Raw genomic sequence first — 19,017 nt, 5'->3', positions numbered from 1 at the left:
ATTAATCATGACAGTAAAAGTTGGTATTAATGGATTTGGACGTATTGGTCGTAACGTATTCCGTGCGGCTCTAAACAATAGCAATGTAGAAATCGTTGCAATTAACGACTTAACAGACGCAAAAATGCTTGCACACCTATTAAAATATGACACTGTTCACGGAACTCTTTCTGAAGAAGTAACCGTTGATGGTGAATACCTAGTAATCGGCAGCCACAAAGTAAAAGTTATCGCTGAGCGCGATCCTGCACAACTTGGCTGGGGCGACCTAGGAGTAGAAGTTGTTGTTGAATCAACTGGCCGTTTCACAAAGCGTGAAGATGCTGCGAAACACTTAGAAGCAGGCGCTAAAAAAGTAATCATCTCTGCTCCAGCAGATAATGAAGATATCACAATCGTTATGGGTGTTAACCAAGACAAGTATGATGCAAACAACCACCATGTACTTTCTAACGCATCATGTACTACTAACTGCTTAGCTCCATTTGCAAAAGTATTAAACGATACTTTCGGAATCAAGCGTGGTATGATGACAACTGTTCACTCATATACAAATGACCAACAAATCCTTGACTTGCCACATAAGGACTACCGTCGTGCACGTGCAGCTGCAGAAAACATGATCCCAACTTCAACTGGTGCTGCTAAAGCTGTTGCGCTTGTATTACCTGAATTAAAAGGTAAATTAAACGGTATGGCAATGCGTGTTCCAACTCCAAACGTTTCGATCGTTGACTTAGTTGCTGAACTAGAAAAAGACGTTACTGCTGACGAAGTTAACTCAGCGCTTAAAGCTGCTGCAGAAGGCCCATTAAAAGGCATTTTAGCTTACAGCGACCTTCCATTAGTATCTAGCGATTACAATGGTGCTACTGTTTCTTCAACTGTTGATGGTCTTTCAACAATGGTTCTTGAAGGCAACATGGTAAAAGTATTATCTTGGTATGACAACGAAGTTGGTTACTCTAACCGCGTTGTAGACCTTGTAGATTACATCGCATCAAAAGGACTTTAATCCTTAAGATTATATAATGTTTTCCAAAGGGGAGCGGGGAAGATTCCCCCTCCTTTTTTACTTTATGAGCTTTCAACAATATTCAAGCGGCTGTCATGACACCGCATATACTGGAGGTCCTTTACACATGAACAAGAAAACACTTAAGGATATCGATGTAAAAGGCAAACGCGTTTTTTGCCGCGTAGATTTTAACGTTCCCATGCAGGATGGAAAAATCACAGACGAAACACGGATTCGCGCAGCATTACCAACGATTCAATACTTGATGGAACAAGGAGCAAAGGTTATTTTAGCCAGCCACTTTGGCCGTCCAAAAGGGCAAGTGGTCGAAGAAATGCGCCTTACTCCTGTTGGTGTAAGACTTTCTGAGCTGCTTGGCAAAGAAGTGAAAAAAGCGGATGAGGCATATGGCGATTCTGTTAAAGCCATGATTGATACAATGGGCGAAGGCGATGTTCTTCTTCTTGAAAATGTTCGTTTCTATCCTGGTGAAGAGAAAAATGACCCTGAATTAGCAAAAGCATTCGCTGAACTTGCTGATGTTTATGTAAACGACGCATTTGGTGCGGCTCACCGTGCCCATGCTTCAACAGAAGGTATTGCTCACAACCTGCCAGCAGTTTCAGGTTTCTTAATGGAAAAAGAACTTGATGTGCTTGGCAAAGCTCTATCAAACCCTGAACGTCCTTTTACAGCGATCATCGGTGGTGCGAAAGTAAAGGACAAAATCGGTGTAATCGAAAACCTGCTTGAACTAGTTGATAACCTAATCATCGGCGGCGGTTTGGCTTATACATTTGTTAAAGCTCAAGGCCATGAAGTGGGTAAATCATTGCTAGAAGCAGATAAGCTTGATCTTGCGAATTCTTTTATTGAAAAAGCAAAACAAAAAGGTGTTAACTTCCTTATGCCGGTTGATGTGGTAGTAGCTGACGATTTCTCTGCTGATGCCAATAAAAAAGTTGTTTCGATCGAAGAAATCCCTGCTGATTGGGAAGCTCTTGATATCGGACCAAAAACAAGAGAAATTTATAGTGATGTGATCAGAAATTCAAAGCTTGTGATCTGGAATGGTCCAATGGGCGTATTTGAAATTGATGCATTTGCTGGCGGTACAAAAGCTGTGGCAGAAGCACTTGCTGAATCAGAAGGTACATATTCCGTTATCGGCGGCGGAGACTCAGCAGCTGCAGTTGAAAAGTTCAACTTAGCGGACAAAATGAGCCATATCTCTACAGGCGGCGGAGCTTCTCTTGAGTTTATGGAAGGTAAAGCACTTCCTGGTGTCGTGGCATTGAACGATAAATAAGTTTCACACTCAGGAAATGAGATAGTAACAAATTTTTTACTATATTTACAAAGTTACGATAGATATTAACCATTTTTTGATAGATAGTAATAATTGGCGACGAACGTAATTATGAAAGGATGTGCCACCATGCGTAAACCGATCATTGCAGGGAACTGGAAAATGAACAAAACCCTTTCTGAAGCAAAAAGCTTTGCAGAAGAAGTAAAAGGGCTTGTACCTCCAACTGATACAATGGAATCCGTTATTTGTGCACCGGCTTTATTTTTACAAAGCCTTGTCGAAGTAACAGAAGGTACGAACGTAAAAATTGGTGCTCAAAATATGCACTTTGAAGAAAGCGGAGCATTCACTGGCGAAATCAGCCCGAAGGCACTTGCTGACCTAGGTGTTCAATATGTCATTATCGGACACTCAGAGCGCCGTGAAATGTTCAACGAAACAGACGAATCTGTTAACAAAAAAGCTCTTGCAGCGTTTAACTATAACTTAACTCCAATCATTTGCTGTGGTGAAACACTAGAGCAGCGTGAAAATGGTGAAACCAACCAATTAGTTGGTGACCAAATCGCAAAAGCACTTGCTGGTTTCACAGATGAGCAAGTAAAACAATCTGTTATTGCTTACGAACCAATCTGGGCAATCGGAACAGGTAAATCTTCTACTTCTGCTGATGCGAATGAAGTTTGTGCTCATATCCGTCAAGTTGTGGCAGAGCAATTCTCACAAGATGTTGCCGATGCAGTACGCATTCAGTACGGCGGCAGTGTAAAACCAGAGAACATCAAAGAATACATGGGACAGCCAGATATTGATGGTGCATTAGTAGGCGGAGCAAGCCTTGAAGCACAATCATTCTTAAAGCTACTGGAGGCAGGTCAGTATGAGTAAATCTCCAGTTGCGCTAATCATCCTTGATGGATTTGGATGCAGAAGCGAAACAAAAGGAAATGCAGTGGCTCATGCGAAAAAGCCAAACTTCGACCGTTTTTGGGACAATTATCCGCATTCCCATTTAACCGCATCTGGTGAGGCGGTTGGTCTTCCAGAAGGACAAATGGGTAACTCTGAGGTTGGTCACTTAAATATTGGAGCTGGCCGGATTGTATACCAAAGCTTAACGCGTGTAAATATTGCAATCCGTGAAGGCGAATTTGAAAAAAATGAAACCTTTACGGGCGCAATGGAACATGTGAAAAAGAACGGCACAGCGCTGCACCTATTTGGTTTATTATCAGATGGCGGTGTGCATAGCCATATTCAGCATATGTTTGCCTTATTAAAATTGGCAAAAGAAGAAGGCGTGGAAAAGGTTTATGTCCATTCATTCCTAGATGGCCGTGATGTTGGTCCAAAAACAGCTGAGTCATATATTCAGCAAACACTGGACAAAATGAAGGAGTATGGCGTTGGTGAATTCGCAACGATCTCCGGGCGCTATTATTCCATGGACCGTGACAAGCGTTGGGAGCGCGTTGAAAAATCATATCGCTCGATGGTTTATGGTGAAGGACCTGCCTATACCAATCCGCTTGACGTTGTAAAGGATTCTTATGAGCACGGAATTTTTGATGAATTTGTCATTCCATCTGTGATTACAAAAGAAGATGGACAGCCAGTGGCTACCATTCAGGACAATGATGCTGTTATTTTCTATAACTTCCGTCCGGACCGTGCTATTCAAATCTCAAATACATTCACAAATGAAGATTTCCGTGATTTTGACCGCGGACCAAAGCATCCAAAGCATCTATTCTTTGTCTGCTTAACACACTTCAGTGAATCGGTTGATGGTTATGTTGCATTTAAGCCAACAAACTTAGACAACACAATAGGTGAAGTCCTTTCTCAAAATAACTTAAAGCAGCTAAGAATTGCTGAAACGGAAAAATATCCGCATGTCACGTTCTTTATGAGCGGCGGACGTGAGGCGAAATTCCCTGGAGAAGAACGAATTTTAATCAATTCTCCAAAGGTTGCAACCTATGACCTTCAGCCAGAAATGAGTGCTTATGAAGTAACGGATGCATTAATGAATGAAATCCAAAATGATAAGTTTGATGCCATCCTGTTGAACTTTGCTAACCCAGACATGGTTGGACACTCAGGAATGCTAGAACCTACCGTTAAAGCGATTGAAACCGTTGATGAATGCTTAGGTAAAATTGTCGATTTAATCCTTGAAAAAGGCGGAACAGCCATTATTACAGCTGACCACGGTAATGCCGACGAAGTGATAACACTTGAAGGTGAGCCAATGACTGCGCACACTACGAACCCGGTACCAGTGATTGTCACAAAGCAGGGTGTTGAACTCCGTGATGGCGGTATTCTTGGTGACTTAGCGCCAACCATGTTAGACTTATTAAAGGTGGAAAAACCAGCTGAAATGACTGGAACTTCATTAATCAAATAAATTATTCTTTTTAAGGAGAGAAATTAAATGCCATATATTTTAGATGTATACGCTCGTGAAGTATTAGATTCCCGCGGTAACCCAACGATCGAAGTAGAAGTAACAACTGATTCTGGCGCATTCGGCCGCGCTTTAGTCCCAAGTGGTGCTTCAACTGGTGAATACGAAGCAGTTGAACTTCGTGACGGCGACAAAGAACGTTACCTTGGTAAAGGTGTTCTTAAAGCGGTTGAGAATGTAAACACAATTATTGCTCCACACCTTGTACAAGAAGAATTAAGTGTTCTTGATCAAGTAGCAGTAGACCGCGCGTTGATCGAATTAGATGGTACTGAAAACAAAGGTAAATTAGGTGCAAATGCAATCCTAGGTGTTTCTCTTGCTGTAGCTCGTGCTGCTGCTGACTACCTTGGCGTACCTTTGTACCAATACCTTGGCGGTTTCAATGCGAAGCAGCTTCCAGTTCCAATGATGAACATCGTGAACGGTGGCGAGCACGCTGATAACAACGTAGATATTCAAGAATTCATGATCATGCCTGTTGGTGCTCCAAACTTCAAAGAAGCACTTCGCATGGGCGCTGAAATCTTCCATACATTACGTTCTGTATTAAAAGGCAAAGGCTTAAACACTGCAGTTGGTGATGAAGGCGGATTTGCTCCAAACCTAGGATCAAACGAAGAAGCACTTCAAACAATCGTAGAAGCGATCGAAAAAGCTGGTTACAAGCCAGGTCAAGAAGTATTCCTAGCAATGGATGCTGCATCTTCTGAGTTCTACAACAAAGAAGACGGTAAATACCATCTTTCTGGTGAAGGTGTTGTTAAAACATCTGCTGAAATGGTTGACTGGTACGAAGAGCTTTCTTCTAAATACCCAATCATCTCAATCGAAGACGGCTTAGATGAGAACGACTGGGAAGGCCACAAGCTTTTAACTGAGCGTCTTGGCAAAAAAGTTCAATTAGTTGGTGATGATTTATTCGTAACTAACACTAAGAAGCTTGCTGAAGGTATTGAAAAATCAATCGGCAACTCTATCCTTATCAAAGTTAACCAAATCGGTACATTAACTGAAACCTTTGATGCAATTGAAATGGCTAAGCGTGCAGGTTACACAGCAGTTATCTCTCACCGCTCTGGTGAAACAGAAGACAGCACAATCGCTGATATCGCTGTTGCAACAAATGCTGGTCAAATCAAGACTGGTGCTCCTTCACGTACTGACCGTGTAGCGAAGTACAACCAATTACTTCGAATCGAAGATCAATTGGCTGAAACAGCTCAATACAACGGCCTAAAATCTTTCTATAACTTGAAGAAGTAATTCTATATAAGTGTAAGCCCTCGTTCCTCGTTGAACGGGGGCTTTTTTAATTCCTGAAAATGTCAAGCAGGGAAATCGCAAGGTTGTGTTTAATAATACAATAAACAACTTGCGATAGGGATTGGGGTAAAGCGATGAAAAACTATTTCAAACAACTATCATGGGCACAGCGTGTGATGATTATGATTGCAGTTATGGTCTTGGGTATCTTTTCTTATTATCAAACGACAGGTTCACTTCCTTTTCAAAAGAAACCTGTCACGGTAATGGTGCAAACATCAAAGGATGGTCAATCAGCGATTAAAATCGATGACCCGGCCAGCAAAGAAATTGAAAAGGACTTTCCTATGAATATGACAGAAGATGAAGTCATGGATGCGATTCATAAAATGTCTCATCAAAAAGTGGAGGCCAGTAAGAAGTGGGGGGCAATCCCGCTGACACCCGGTCGTGTCAATCAACTTTTAAAAGTAGTACAAAAGAATGCCAATCACTATGCCAATTCCTCTGTATACATAGACATTTTAGAGCGCTGGTCTAAAGGAGATTTTTCAGCTGTGGATAAGGATCATAACAGAATCTGGAATTTGCAAGGCGGAACCATAGGCAAGGCAGTGGGGATTTTATCGGTGGAAGAGGAGAAGGCGTATATTGAAGAAAATTTTAAGGTTAAACGATAAGGTTTACGGTAGCTTGTCACAATAACGACTATTGTCTAAAGGGAAATTGTATGGTAAATTTAATATACTGTGAACTGTACGTCTAACAGGAGGTGGCTTACATGCATGCATTAGTCGTAACATTATTAGTTATCGTTAGTATTGCTCTTATTGCAGTTGTTTTACTACAGTCTGGTAAGAGTGCTGGCTTATCTGGTGCCATTTCTGGCGGTGCTGAAACTTTATTCGGTAAGCAAAAGGCACGAGGAATGGACTTGATCTTACACCGGATTACGGTTGTATTATCCGTATTATTTTTCCTGCTTGCCCTTGCGGTTACTTATTTTAAAATTTAATGTAAACATCCAAACCTAGTCGTTGTGCTGGGTTTTTTGTTTTTTATTTGGGGATTTGCTGGGTGAAGGCGGAATTAATCAAGAGATACGTGGAATGATAGGCTGGTGCGAGCCTGTTTGCGGAATTAATTCAGGAACCCACGGAATTAATTGGAGAACGTACGGAATTAATTAGAAATCATACGGAAAAAACGATCAAGTCCGCGGAATTAATCCAAAAGTACACGGAATTCAAGGTTGGAGCATGCCTGTAATGGGAAGTTTGCGGAAAAAATTCAGAAACTCACGGAATTAATGGAAGAACGTACGGAATTAATTAGAAATCGTACGGAAATAACGATCAAGTTCGCGGAATTAATCCATTAGTACCCGGAATTCAAGGTTGGAGAAAGCCTGTAATGGGGACTTTGCGGAATTAATTCAGAAATCCACGGAATTAATTGGAGAACGTACGGAATTAATTAGAAATATACGGAAAAAACGATCGAGTTCGCGGAATTAATCCAAAAGTACACGGAATCTTAGGTGGAGGCATGCCTCTACTAAAGGAGTTCGCAGAAATAATTCAGAAATCCACGGAAATAATGGAAGAACGTACGGAATTAATTAGAAATCATACGGAAAAAACGTTCAAGTTAGCGGAATTAATCCAAAAGTATACGGAATCCCAGGTTAGAGCATGCCCCAAATGAGGAGTTCGCGGAAATAATTCAGAAACCCACGGAATTAATTGAAATCCCCACGGAATTAATTAAAAATCACACGGAAATAACGTCTAAGTCCGCGGAATTATTTCACAAACCAACGGAATTAATCAAAACAAACAAAGAATCCCCACCCCCACATTCTCCAGCCATTCATTTTGATAACACACTACAAGGCTTTTTTCTGGAATGTTACCTCTTTTAATGCTTAAACTAATAGAAGCTACTAGAATTAAAAGGAGTTTTTAACATGAAAGTTGCACCACCGAAACCATTTACCTTTGAAGGAGGAAAACGCGCCGTCTTGCTGCTCCACGGTTTTACAGGAAATTCAGCAGATGTCCGGATGCTGGGCCGCTTTTTAGAAAAAAAAGGCTATACCTGCCATGCCCCGCACTATAAAGGCCATGGCGTGCCACCAGAAGAACTCGTCCATACCGGTCCCGAGGATTGGTGGCAGGACGTCCTAAATGGCTACCAATTTTTAAAAAATAAAGGCCACGAAGAAATTGCAGTCGCAGGACTTTCACTAGGCGGCGTATTTTCCTTGAAATTGGGTTACACTGTACCTATAAAGGGTATTGTACCGATGTGTGCCCCGATGCATATAAAAAGTGAAGAGGTCATGTACCAAGGAATTCTCGATTATGCCCGCGAATATAAAAGGTATGAAGGAAAAACAGACGAACAAATCGAACTGGAAATGAATGAGTTTAAAAAGACCCCAATGAATACATTAAAAGCACTTCAGCAATTAATTGCCGATGTGCGTAACCATGTAGATATGGTCTATGCCCCAACATTCATTGTCCAAGCACGTCATGATAAAATGATTAATACCGAGAGTGCCAACATCATTTACAACGAAATTGAATCGACCACAAAAGAAATCAAGTGGTATGAAGAATCAGGACATGTCATTACCCTGGATAAAGAGCGTGAACAGCTTCATGAAGATGTTTATGCTTTCTTAGAGAGTCTAGATTGGCATGCATAATAAAGCACCCCAAAGGAGGGAATAGTTTGGAAGATAACATTCAAAAGCACATCGATAAGCTTTTGCAATATATGAGAGATGAAGCCTACAAACCATTAACCGTGCAGGAACTGGAAGAAGCATTTGGCATTCAAGATTCCGGCGACTTTAAAGAGTTTGTTAAGGCCCTAGTCCAAATGGAGGAAAAAGGTCTTGTTGTGAGGACACGAAGCAACCGCTACGGGCTCCCGCAAAAAATGAATTTAATTCGCGGCAAGCTGATTGGACATGCCAAAGGCTTTGCATTTGTGGTACCAGATGAACCGGGAATGGACGATATTTTTATTCCGCCCAATGAAACGAATACCGCTATGCATGGCGATATCGTTCTTGCTCGAGTTTCATCAGAAACATCTGGTACTCGCCGTGAAGGTAGTATTATTCGGATTATTGAACGCGGTGTACAGCAAATTGTAGGGACCTACGTCGAAAGCAAAAGTTTTGGCTTTGTGATTCCGGATGATAAAAAGTTTGCCAACGATATCTTTATCCCGAAGAATGCCTCTAAAGGAGCAGTTGAAGGACATAAAGTGGTTGTTAAACTTGTTACCTACCCGGATGGACGAAAAAGTGCAGAAGGTGAAGTTATTCAAGTACTTGGGCATAAAAATGACCCAGGCGTAGACATTTTATCCGTCATACATAAACACGGGCTGCCAATGGCATTTCCTGATGATGTATTAACGCAGGCCAATGAGACACCAGATACGATTGATGAAAGTGAACTAGCGAACCGCCGCGATTTACGGAATGAAACCATTGTGACGATTGACGGTGCCGACGCAAAAGACTTGGATGATGCGGTTACCGTGACAAAATTAGACAATGGCAACTATAAGCTTGGAGTCCACATTGCCGACGTCAGCTATTATGTTAAAGAAGGTACGCCGATTGATGTTGAAGCAGAAGAACGGGCAACGAGTGTTTATTTAGTTGACCGAGTCATTCCGATGATCCCGCATCGCCTTTCAAACGGAATTTGTTCGTTAAACCCACGAGTAGACCGCCTCGTGTTGTCCTGTGAGATGGAGATTTCATCAGAGGGAACCGTTGTTTCGCATGAAATTTTTCAAAGCGTTATTAAAACAACAGAGCGGATGACGTACTATGATGTGAATCGAATCCTTACCGACAAGGATGAAGAGACGCGCGCAAGGTATGAATCGCTTGTTCCAATGTTTGAAATGATGGAAGACCTTGCAGAGATTCTCAGAAACAAACGAATGAAGCGTGGTGCCATCGACTTCGACTTCAAAGAATCCAAGGTTTTGGTTGATGAAGAAGGCAAACCTACAGATGTTGTTTTACGAGAGCGGTCTGTTGCGGAGCGGTTAATTGAAGAATTTATGTTAGCTGCCAACGAAACGGTTGCAGAGCATTTCCATTGGATGGAAGTTCCATTTATTTACCGGATTCACGAGGATCCTAAGGAAGATAAATTACGGAGATTTTTCGAGTTTATTACGAACTTTGGTTATATCGTAAAAGGAACAGCCAACGATGTGCATCCACGAGCTTTACAGGAAATCATTGAAGAGGTTCAAGGCAAACCAGAAGAAATGGTCATTTCGACTGTTATGCTCCGTTCCATGCAGCAGGCTAAATATTATCCGGAAAGTCTTGGACACTTTGGCTTATCGACCGAGTTTTATACCCATTTCACGTCGCCGATTCGCCGTTATCCGGATACGATTGTCCATCGCTTAATCCGGACCTATTTAATTGAAGGAAAAATCGATTCGGCCACACAGGAAAAATGGAATGCCCGCCTGCCTGAGATAGCAGAGCATTCTTCAAAAATGGAGCGCCGTGCTGTCGATGCTGAGCGCGAAACAGATGAGTTGAAGAAAGCCGAGTACATGGAAGATAAGATTGGTGTCGAGTATGACGGCATTATCAGCTCTGTGACCAACTTTGGTATGTTTGTGGAACTGCCGAATACCATTGAAGGTCTTGTTCATGTCAGCTATATGACCGATGATTATTATCGTTTTGATGAGCGCCATTATGCGATGATTGGTGAACGGACTGGAAATGTGTTCCGAATTGGTGATGAAATTACCGTTCGTGTCGTAAAAGTAAATAAAGACGAGCGTTCGATTGATTTTGAAATTGTCGGCATGAAAGGGACGCGCCGTGAAAGACCAGAAACGACAAGAGTCTTTAGTACAGGCAGCGATACCCGTAAGCCGCGCCGAAATAAGCAGCAGGGCGAAGGCAAACAAGGACAGGGACGCAGCCGAAATGGCGGTCAAAAGTCTGAATCTGGCGGCGGACAGGGCGGCAAAGGCAAAAGTAAACGTAAATTTTATGATAATGTACCGAAATCTAAGAGCAGAAAGAGAAAAAATAAATAAAAGGAATGGGGCCCTCATCACACAAGGCCCCTTTCTCGTTGTACAGGCTATGTAAATCTGCTAAAATAAGTCCATAGAGCTGAGGTGAAACAAATGCCAAAAGGTGCAGGAAAGGTAGTCGCGCAAAACAAAAAGGCTTACCATGACTATTTTATTGAAGAAACGTACGAAGCCGGCCTTGTATTGCAAGGAACTGAGATTAAGTCAATTCGTGCGGGGAAAGTCAATCTGAAGGATGCCTATGCACGAATTCAGAATGGTGAAGCTATTCTGTTTGGAATGCACGTGAGTCCTTATGAGCAGGGAAACATTTTTAATCACGATCCATTACGGACACGCAAACTGTTACTTCATAAACGTGAAATTAATAAACTGCTTGGGGAAACAAAAGAAGCGGGTTATGCCCTTGTCCCATTAAAGCTTTATTTAAAAAATGGCTTCTGTAAGGTTTTAATTGGTCTAGCAAAGGGTAAAAAGAATTATGATAAGCGTGAATCGCTTAAGCAAAAAGAGGCGAAGCGTGAGATTGAACGAGCGTTCCGCGATCGTCAAAAGATGTAACTGGGAATTAATTTACAAATAGTTACAATTGAAAATTGTCCTGAATGTGTTATAATAAGTTTGTCGCTGATAAAGCGGCACAATCTTTTGCTCTTACATTCGTTCGAGCATCCTAACGTCTGCTGCGAGAAATCTTAACTGATTTCAGCACATTTTATAATGGGGACGCTACGGATTCGACAGGGGTAGTTTGAGCTTAGGTTGCGAGTCGAGGGGATCGGCCTCGTTAAAACGTCAAAGCCATAACTGGCAAAACTAACAACAACCTCGCTTTCGCAGCTTAATACTGCATAGCGGTTCCTCCCTCCATTGCCCATGTGGTAGGGTAAGGGACTCACTCTAAGTGGGCTACGCCGGATTCCACCGCCTGAGGATGAAGGAAGAGAACAACCAGGCTAGCTGACCGGACGCCGGTCGATAGGCAAAAGGATCAGTGAAACGCCAATATATCGACTACACTCGTAGATGCTTAAGTGCCGATATCTTTGGACGCGGGTTCGATTAGTAATTAGTCGCCTTGTGTGGTAACACATAAGTGATAATCTGGCTTTATCGGTGAAACCTAAGTCGCTCTTGAGCGATAGGGCAATGCCGAGCGGTATGTGAAGTAATTCAACAGCCGTGTATCGACTTATAGGCTGCCTTGGAATAAGGTAGTACTAGGATGCGAATCCTTCCTTGAAGAGGAAAAATTATGTTTCGCATAAGACGCCAGAGGGCCTGTTTTTGGACAGGTTCAAGATATAGTCAGTGCCATGTCGAAAGCATGGAAGAGCACGTCCCGCCGTCTCCACCATACATAGGTGGATAACAAGACTAGCAGAAATTGCTGGTCTTTTTTTATATTTCAAAGAATTTTTCTTCAAATATGATCTTTTTCTCTAGTAAATCAGCGTTGTATTTACCATTCCGTTGTGTGACTTTTTCATAGTTATCAAGTATCCATAGAGCGCGATTTCTTTTTTTATCCACTCTAAGAAAAGGTGAAACGTCCTTTAATAAGTTTAAAACTGTTTCTTTGTTCTTTATGTACAGTGTATAGGAATCCTTATGGCGAATAGGGTCGTAGTTCTTTTTACTATTAATTCTGCCATTAGTTAATTTTTGAATATATTCTAGAAGCTCTTTATCAGTAGATGCAATAGTAACACAGGGGCGGCGATGTTCCTTTTCATGCATTCTTGTTAACGTAATGGTTCCTTCACCATCAATAATTCCGGCAATATATGCTGCTTCCCAAATCTCCATAAATAAACCTCCAAAAACGCAATGCGAAACATACGTTCCTCTATATTATATTTTTTCCTATTATTGTTATCAAGCAGAAAATCTAAAAAAGCTCAAAAACCCTGCTTAGATATTTCAAGGAAAGGGTCAGGTATTTTATAAATAAAACAGGCAGGAATAAATCCGCAAGAATGGGAAGGACAATCTAATTGAACTGTAGGGATTTTTTAGGATGTGGTTATTTATAAAGTTTTAATGATTTATAAAAATTGAACCAGCCAAGCATGTAACAAAGACAGACAAGAGAGAAAAAAGAGACTAATAAAAATAGAAATAACCCCTTTATAGTAAGTTCGTTTAATAAATGGAATCAAAAAAGAAGCACATAAACTAAACCAAACAATAATAGTAAAAATAATGAAACTATCCAAGAGGTAATAAGGTAATATACCGTAATAAAATAATCCTCCTAAAATACTGCTACCCAATAAGGGGACCCAAACATCCATCCTTTTTTGAATAACAGGCTCAGATGATTGGTCAAGTGATCTTCCCAAAAAGAGCGGATAAAGAAAATAAGGAAGCACGAAACCAAAGCAAATACCGGAAACTAATCTCCTGACATTGTTACTTTGAAATAAATGAGTGTATGACCCGAGACCATCAATCATCAAGGGACACATAAATAGTAATAACAGGAAACTAATTTTAATAGTAGGTATGGTGAGATTTGATTTCCGTTTAAAAATATGTAAATACAATAGTGTGGAGAAAATCCCGATATAAATTCCGGTATCTCGGGCACAAACAGAAAGTGCTAATCCAGATACATGAAGGGAACGTTCATCTAACTGGTGGCAGATAGCCCTTCCAAAAAAGTCCAATGTCTCTTGGATCAACCGCTATCCCCTCCAACTGGGAACCCAATTTTCTATTATCCAAATTGGGTTCCTTTTTCCTGCAAATTTTTTTAAACTTTAATACCCCGAAACCGCCGGCAAAATTGACAATGCCGATGCAGCAAACCAGCAAATACAGCTTAAAACCGTCACCACAATCGCGATAATTAAACAATTCTTCCCCACAACTTTCTTCTCAGGTTCCGGATCGTTCATCCAAATAATCCCTAAAATAATCCCAACAATCGGAATAAGTATCGATAGAATATAAAAAAGTGCTTTTTGTCCACCTGACACTCATTTCACCTCCATCTAAAGGCTTTGAATTTGGAATAGGAGAAAAATCTTGTTCAATGATATGTATGTTAACCCGGAAAGTAATTTGCCTGTCTCCCTTTTTGAAATTTCAGAATTATTTTCGTTTATGCTCCTTTTTCTATTTTTATTGGTATAATTGGGTGGTAAAACCTGTAATATATAAAGTGGAAAAATACCCATGCCATTCGAATGATTTAATAGAAATGTAATAATTTTAATAGATTTGAAACAATCTGATAGGAATTTCGTCTATAATGGGGGAAGTGAAATAAACACCAAAGAGGGTATGAACAATGGGGAAATTAAAAAGAAGCTGGTCACAAGGGACATTACTTGTCCTTATTGTCTTTGGTCTCTTATTTACAGGGGTAATTCTAAGCCATTATTCACAGGAAAAAGCCATAAATAAATCTACTAATCCAGCAAAACATGAACCTATTCATCGGGCATTGGCCAAGGGGCCAGCACCAGAATCGATTAGAAGGGATACCAAGGATGGACTGCTGGAAAAAGAACAAATTCGGAAACATCAAGAAGAAGCGATTGCTTGGAGAAATCAACAAGAACGAGACAATAGCAACGTTAAGGAACCGACTCCTGCAGAACCTGCCTCAAATCCAACAACTACGACGGAGCAGCCAACAAAGATAACAATTCCAGCACAATCTGAGCAGCCGAATACACCGCCGCCAGCTAATCCAAGTTCAAAGAAAACCATTTATTTAACTTTTGATGACGGTCCATCGGCCTATTCCGCTCCTATAATCACCTTGCTGGAAAAATATCAGTATAAAGCAACCTTTTTTATGATTGATGGCAATATTCGCCGTTATCCTAATGCTGTTAAATTAATGGTTCAGTCTGGGGAGACCGTTGGCCTGCACAGCGTTTCACATAATCGGAAGATTTTTTATGCATCTGTGACATCAATCATTTCGGAATTAACACAAAACCGTTTAACATTAAAAGAAATCTCAGGGGTAGATTCCTATATTATGAGAACCCCGTATGGCAGTGTTCCGTATATGACAGAGGAATATCGAAAGGCTGTGGATGATCAAGGATATTTGATGTGGGATTGGAATATTGACAGCCGGGATTGGGATTATAAAGATGCCCGATATGTAAACAGCGTTATCGCACAATTAAACCGAATGGCTAACCATAATGGACCGATTGTCATTCTGCTGCACGAAAGGAAAGAAACGCTAGCACACTTGCCGCAGCTGCTTGATTTTTTATCGAAACAGGGCTGGATCAGTAAGGAGATAGACAGCTCGATGACGCCGGTTCAATTTAACCCATAAAAGAAGTCTAAAACAGACAAATTAGGGTTAAGATTTGATATAATTAAAAAAAGTTAAAAAACTTACTACTAGTAAATATAATGGGGTTCGATCAGTATCTATGATAAATAAACTAATGAACAGCAGCGGTTTTAAAAGAATAGCTATATTTGTCCTTATTGCCCTCGTTTTATATGCAATGAGGTCGATGATAAATTTAATTTTACTTACCTTTATCTTTACCTTCTTAATGGATCGGTTGGTCCAATTTATTGAAAAAAAGCTTCCGCTTAATCGCAAGTTAATTGTTGTGATTTCTTATGCCTGCATTGTCGGGTTACTTTCTTATTGTTTGGTTATGTATTTACCGATGATTATTCAGGAAATTACCGCCCTAATCAAGCAATTAACCGCTTTTTACACGGCTAAGCACGATAATATTATTCTAAATTATCTGGTCAACCGTATGGAAGAAATCAAGCTGTCGAGCTATCTGGAGCAAGGTGTTACTTTTATCATAAAGTATTTTAAAGATATTAGCAGTATTACGTTACAGGTGTTATTGGCCTTGCTGCTGAGCATCTTCTGCTTATTGGAAAAGCCGCACTTAATCGAATTTACAAAGAAATTCAGAACTAGTAAAATCGCCCCTATCTATGAAGAAATTGAGTTTTTTGCCAGGAAATTTGTTGGGACATTCGGTAAGGTGATCGAAGCACAATTAATTATTGCGGTTATTAATTGTATCCTTACTACTATTTTCCTATGGCTGTTAAAATTTCCGCAATTAGGCGGTTTATCGATTATGATCTTTGTACTGGGACTAATCCCAGTAGCAGGGGTTATTATCTCATTAATCCCGCTTGTGATTATCGCTTATAGTATAGGCGGATTCATGAAGGTTCTGTATGTGGGCATAGCGATTCTGATCATTCATGCGATTGAAGCTTACATTTTAAACCCTAATTTAATGAGTTCAAAAACAAATCTTCCTGTTTTCTATACATTCATCGTCCTAATCTTCTCCGAGCACTTTTTCGGTGTATGGGGGTTAATTATCGGGATCCCTGTATTTGTTTTCCTTTTGGATGTATTAGAAGTGACAGACCATAAAAAGGTGTAACCGAAAAGTCCAGTTGCTTGGGCTTTTTTCTTTTGTATCTTTTCTGCTATGCTAAACGTATATACCTTAATGAGGAGGAGAGAACGAAATGAGCGAATGTAAACTGAATCACTCAAAGGAAGATGTGGAAAATAAATACGAATCACAGGCAGCCTTTTTGCCTGAAGAAATGAAGGGATTATTCAACCGTTTTTTTGCAAACGAGCATTCACAAGAACTGTTGAATGAAGTCTTTCATTTATTGAAAAAATATGACTTAGCCTCTTTTGAAGAAAAACAGGAAAGAAATAACCGGTTATATTTAGTGTTAAAAAACGTTTAGAGAATTGAGGATAGAATGGGAGAATTAATTCAGTTATTAAAACGAGGAAATAAATCGGCGTTTCTGGCAGCCATTATCAATGCCATTATTGCCATTATTAAGGGAGTGGCCTTTTTCTTTACAGGAAATGTCGCCATGTTTGCTGAAACGATGCACAGCCTTGGCGATGCAGCCAATCAGTTCTTTGTATTCGTCGGATCAGCACTAAGTAAAAAAGCACCGACAGAGAAATACCCCAACGGCTTTGGCCGCTTAGTCAACCTTGTTCTCTTAGGGGCGGTGTTGATTGTAGGGATTATGGCGTTTGAAACGATCAAAGAAGGCTATCACCATATTGTCCATCCAACAAAGTCGACTGGTTTTTTGATTAATATTCTTGTTTTAGCATTAGCGACCCTGCTCGAAACCTTTGTCTTGTTTAAAGCCATGAAGGAAATTTTGCACGATATCGAGGTGGAGGCAAAGGGTATCAACATTTTTACTATGGCTTTTGCCAATTTGGGACGAGCCAAGCCGGCGACAAAGCTTGTCTTCATGGAGGACATGGTGGCCACTTTAGGCGGCTTGTTGGCCATCATAGCCGTTGTTCTAGCCCACTTTACCCCGTTGCATCAGGCAGAAGGTGTTGCCTCTGTGCTGATTGGTGTGATGATGCTTTTAGTAGTCGGGAAAGTCTTTTTAGATAATGCAGCGGGTGTGATTGGTCAAGCGGATGAGGAGATGGAAAATAAGATCGGGGTACTCGTGATGGAGGATCCTGATGTAAAGGATATCCAAGACATAACCGTTATTAAAGAGGGGGAAGACCTCCACGTTGAGCTCGAAATCGAGATTGACCCTCAATTAACGGTTGCCGCGGCCGATGATATTAAAGATCGAATTCATGAAAAAGTTATGGCGGAAAAAGGCGTTGTTGATGTCACGATAGAGATTGATGAAGCCGACGACGTGATGACGTGGCAAAACTCGAAACCCACACAATAAACTTTAAGATTAACTAAAAAGTAGAGGTACGGCACCAGATAAGAGGAATTCATAAGCCCTGAAGGAGTCCGCACCCTAGGGCTACGACAGATAAGAGGGTTTCATAACCCCTGAAGGAGTCCGCACCTCGAAGCTGCGGCAGATAAGAGGGCTTCATAACCCCTGAAGGAGTCCGCACCTTAGGGCTACGACAGATAAGGAGGCTTCATAACCCCTGAAGGAGGTCCCATCTCAGAGCTACGACAGATAAGAGGGTTTCATAACCGCTGAAGGAGTCCGCATCCCAGGGTTACGACAGATAAGAGGAGTTAATAACCCCTGAAGGATGCCTCACCCTAGGGCTACGACAGATAAGAGGGTTTCATAATCCCTGAAGGAGTCCGCAACCCAGAACTACGACAGATAAGAGGGGAGCATAACCGGCAAATTCCCAAGCCGTCGTGTCCGAATCCTTCCAATGTAAAAGTCAATTCAAAAATGGATGGCCCGGAGAAGACTCCGGGCCATTGTTTAAAATGAGCACTGGTAGCAACGAATCACCTTAACAAACCAGTTACTCTCGATTTCCCTATTCCCAAGGCTTATGCATCGTTAAAATCCTCGCCAACTCTTTACTGCTTTTTCGATGTTCTTTCCGCTTTTCTGCACGTTCTTTCCCGGTTTCAAATAATTTTTTCTCTTCATCGGTTTCAGGGATGATGGCCGGAACCTTTGTTGGTTTTCCGTTCTCATCTAACGCCACAAACGTTAAAAAGGCTGTAGCGGCAATTTTTCGATCACCGGACATGAGGTTTTCGGCAATCACTTTCGCAATGATTTCAATCGAAGAGTTTCCGGTATAAGTTACAAAGGTCTCAATACAAACAGAATCCTTTGGTGTAATCGGACTTAGGAAATCAACAGAATCAATCGATGCGGTAACACACTCTGCCCTGCAATGGCGCACAGCGGATATCGATGCAATCATATCGATATCACTAATCAGCTTTCCACCGAAAAGGGTATTATGGTTATTTACATCATTCGGAAATATTCGGCTTGTTCGGACCACTCTTGTTTCATTACATGTTTTGGCTTCCATACAATCCCTCCAAGTTTGTCATCTATATTTTGTCC

At 41.0% G+C, this 19,017-nt stretch carries 18 protein-coding genes and 1 other RNA gene; 15 read left to right on the top strand and 4 right to left on the bottom strand.

What is annotated here, in order from left to right; all coding sequences use genetic code 11:
• Positions 1–7 precede the first annotated feature (7 nt).
• The 11 genes from gap to ssrA all read left to right on the top strand — a co-directional run bounded on the left by gap (position 8) and on the right by ssrA (position 12,246).
• The gene (gene gap, locus L1999_RS25420; RefSeq protein WP_215045103.1) at positions 8–1,015 is read left to right on the top strand and encodes a type I glyceraldehyde-3-phosphate dehydrogenase; all 1,008 of its coding nucleotides are present in this window, start codon (positions 8–10) and stop codon (positions 1,013–1,015) included.
• A 127-nt stretch (positions 1,016–1,142) separates the two neighbouring features.
• The gene (locus tag L1999_RS25415; RefSeq protein ID WP_235741065.1) at positions 1,143–2,327 is read left to right on the top strand and encodes a phosphoglycerate kinase; all 1,185 of its coding nucleotides are present in this window, start codon (positions 1,143–1,145) and stop codon (positions 2,325–2,327) included.
• 129 nt (positions 2,328–2,456) lie between these two features.
• Entirely contained in the window at positions 2,457–3,218 is a 762-nt protein-coding gene (gene tpiA, locus L1999_RS25410) for a triose-phosphate isomerase (RefSeq protein ID WP_235741064.1), read from the top strand.
• Entirely contained in the window at positions 3,211–4,743 is a 1,533-nt protein-coding gene (gpmI, locus tag L1999_RS25405) for a 2,3-bisphosphoglycerate-independent phosphoglycerate mutase (protein WP_235741063.1), read from the top strand. Before tpiA ends, gpmI begins: the two co-directional genes overlap by 8 nt.
• A 27-nt stretch (positions 4,744–4,770) precedes the next feature.
• Positions 4,771–6,069 carry a phosphopyruvate hydratase gene (gene eno / locus L1999_RS25400; protein ID WP_235741062.1) on the top strand — a complete coding sequence of 433 codons (1,299 nt, stop codon included), beginning with the start codon at positions 4,771–4,773 and terminating at the stop codon, positions 6,067–6,069.
• A gap of 134 nt (positions 6,070–6,203) precedes the next feature.
• Positions 6,204–6,749: a DUF6241 domain-containing protein gene (locus L1999_RS25395; protein ID WP_235741061.1), complete on the top strand. Its 546-nt coding sequence runs from the start codon at positions 6,204–6,206 to the stop codon at positions 6,747–6,749.
• A 101-nt stretch (positions 6,750–6,850) separates the two neighbouring features.
• The gene (gene secG / locus L1999_RS25390) at positions 6,851–7,084 is read left to right on the top strand and encodes a preprotein translocase subunit SecG (RefSeq protein WP_215045112.1); all 234 of its coding nucleotides are present in this window, start codon (positions 6,851–6,853) and stop codon (positions 7,082–7,084) included.
• Between the two features lie 954 nt (positions 7,085–8,038).
• Positions 8,039–8,785 (top strand): alpha/beta hydrolase, encoded by a 747-nt coding sequence (locus tag L1999_RS25385; protein WP_235741060.1) that lies wholly within the window; start codon positions 8,039–8,041, stop codon positions 8,783–8,785.
• Between the two features lie 26 nt (positions 8,786–8,811).
• Entirely contained in the window at positions 8,812–11,181 is a 2,370-nt protein-coding gene (gene rnr, locus L1999_RS25380) for a ribonuclease R (RefSeq protein ID WP_235741059.1), read from the top strand.
• 93 nt (positions 11,182–11,274) lie between these two features.
• Complete coding sequence (gene smpB / locus L1999_RS25375) at positions 11,275–11,742, top strand: SsrA-binding protein SmpB (protein ID WP_215045115.1); 468 nt, start codon at positions 11,275–11,277, stop codon at positions 11,740–11,742.
• 169 nt (positions 11,743–11,911) lie between these two features.
• Positions 11,912–12,246: a transfer-messenger RNA gene (ssrA, locus tag L1999_RS25370) on the top strand.
• A 336-nt stretch (positions 12,247–12,582) separates the two neighbouring features.
• Here ssrA and L1999_RS25365 read toward each other — a convergent pair.
• The 3 genes from L1999_RS25365 to L1999_RS25355 form a co-directional block, all read right to left on the bottom strand.
• Positions 12,583–12,990 (bottom strand): LAGLIDADG family homing endonuclease, encoded by a 408-nt coding sequence (locus L1999_RS25365; protein ID WP_235741058.1) that lies wholly within the window; start codon positions 12,988–12,990, stop codon positions 12,583–12,585.
• 239 nt (positions 12,991–13,229) lie between these two features.
• Positions 13,230–13,868, bottom strand: a complete 639-nt coding sequence (locus tag L1999_RS25360) for a DUF2085 domain-containing protein (RefSeq protein ID WP_235741057.1) — start codon at positions 13,866–13,868, stop codon at positions 13,230–13,232.
• Between the two features lie 78 nt (positions 13,869–13,946).
• On the bottom strand, positions 13,947–14,165 hold the full coding sequence (locus L1999_RS25355) for a hypothetical protein (protein ID WP_235741056.1): 219 nt from the start codon (positions 14,163–14,165) through the stop codon (positions 13,947–13,949).
• A gap of 314 nt (positions 14,166–14,479) precedes the next feature.
• On the opposite strand from L1999_RS25355, the gene L1999_RS25350 reads away from it, so the two are divergent.
• The 4 genes from L1999_RS25350 (at position 14,480) to L1999_RS25335 (ending at position 17,901) form a co-directional block, all read left to right on the top strand.
• Positions 14,480–15,493 (top strand): polysaccharide deacetylase family protein, encoded by a 1,014-nt coding sequence (locus L1999_RS25350; RefSeq protein WP_235741055.1) that lies wholly within the window; start codon positions 14,480–14,482, stop codon positions 15,491–15,493.
• A 100-nt stretch (positions 15,494–15,593) separates the two neighbouring features.
• The gene (locus L1999_RS25345; RefSeq protein WP_235741054.1) at positions 15,594–16,595 is read left to right on the top strand and encodes an AI-2E family transporter; all 1,002 of its coding nucleotides are present in this window, start codon (positions 15,594–15,596) and stop codon (positions 16,593–16,595) included.
• Between the two features lie 88 nt (positions 16,596–16,683).
• Positions 16,684–16,917: a group-specific protein gene (locus tag L1999_RS25340; RefSeq protein WP_235741053.1), complete on the top strand. Its 234-nt coding sequence runs from the start codon at positions 16,684–16,686 to the stop codon at positions 16,915–16,917.
• A gap of 15 nt (positions 16,918–16,932) precedes the next feature.
• On the top strand, positions 16,933–17,901 hold the full coding sequence (locus L1999_RS25335; RefSeq protein WP_235741052.1) for a cation diffusion facilitator family transporter: 969 nt from the start codon (positions 16,933–16,935) through the stop codon (positions 17,899–17,901).
• Positions 17,902–18,469: 568 nt separating this feature from the next.
• Here L1999_RS25335 and L1999_RS25330 read toward each other — a convergent pair.
• A complete protein-coding gene (locus L1999_RS25330) occupies positions 18,470–18,982 on the bottom strand; it encodes an acyl-CoA thioesterase (protein WP_235741051.1) in 513 nt (170 codons plus the stop codon).
• Positions 18,983–19,017: the final 35 nt, after the last annotated feature.

The organism is Neobacillus drentensis, from assembly GCF_021560175.1.
GTDB lineage: Bacteria > Bacillota > Bacilli > Bacillales > Cytobacillaceae > Neobacillus > Neobacillus drentensis_A.
The sequence above is the reverse complement of the archived record's forward strand: the minus strand, read 5'-3'. Positions and strand labels throughout refer to the sequence as shown.

Excerpts from the sequence above, each read along its gene's own strand:
- gpmI (WP_235741063.1), top strand. The coding sequence starts at position 3,211 with ATGAGTAAATCTCCAGTTGCGCTAATCATCCTTGATGGATTTGGATGC.
- L1999_RS25350 (WP_235741055.1), top strand. The coding sequence starts at position 14,480 with ATGGGGAAATTAAAAAGAAGCTGGTCACAAGGGACATTACTTGTCCTT.
- L1999_RS25345 (WP_235741054.1), top strand. The coding sequence starts at position 15,594 with ATGATAAATAAACTAATGAACAGCAGCGGTTTTAAAAGAATAGCTATA.
- smpB (WP_215045115.1), top strand. The coding sequence starts at position 11,275 with ATGCCAAAAGGTGCAGGAAAGGTAGTCGCGCAAAACAAAAAGGCTTAC.
- gap (WP_215045103.1), top strand. The coding sequence starts at position 8 with ATGACAGTAAAAGTTGGTATTAATGGATTTGGACGTATTGGTCGTAAC.
- L1999_RS25340 (WP_235741053.1), top strand. The coding sequence starts at position 16,684 with ATGAGCGAATGTAAACTGAATCACTCAAAGGAAGATGTGGAAAATAAA.
- tpiA (WP_235741064.1), top strand. The coding sequence starts at position 2,457 with ATGCGTAAACCGATCATTGCAGGGAACTGGAAAATGAACAAAACCCTT.
- L1999_RS25385 (WP_235741060.1), top strand. The coding sequence starts at position 8,039 with ATGAAAGTTGCACCACCGAAACCATTTACCTTTGAAGGAGGAAAACGC.
- L1999_RS25415 (WP_235741065.1), top strand. The coding sequence starts at position 1,143 with ATGAACAAGAAAACACTTAAGGATATCGATGTAAAAGGCAAACGCGTT.
- eno (WP_235741062.1), top strand. The coding sequence starts at position 4,771 with ATGCCATATATTTTAGATGTATACGCTCGTGAAGTATTAGATTCCCGC.
- L1999_RS25335 (WP_235741052.1), top strand. The coding sequence starts at position 16,933 with ATGGGAGAATTAATTCAGTTATTAAAACGAGGAAATAAATCGGCGTTT.
- L1999_RS25330 (WP_235741051.1), bottom strand. The coding sequence starts at position 18,982 with ATGGAAGCCAAAACATGTAATGAAACAAGAGTGGTCCGAACAAGCCGA.
- L1999_RS25395 (WP_235741061.1), top strand. The coding sequence starts at position 6,204 with ATGAAAAACTATTTCAAACAACTATCATGGGCACAGCGTGTGATGATT.
- secG (WP_215045112.1), top strand. The coding sequence starts at position 6,851 with ATGCATGCATTAGTCGTAACATTATTAGTTATCGTTAGTATTGCTCTT.
- L1999_RS25365 (WP_235741058.1), bottom strand. The coding sequence starts at position 12,990 with ATGGAGATTTGGGAAGCAGCATATATTGCCGGAATTATTGATGGTGAA.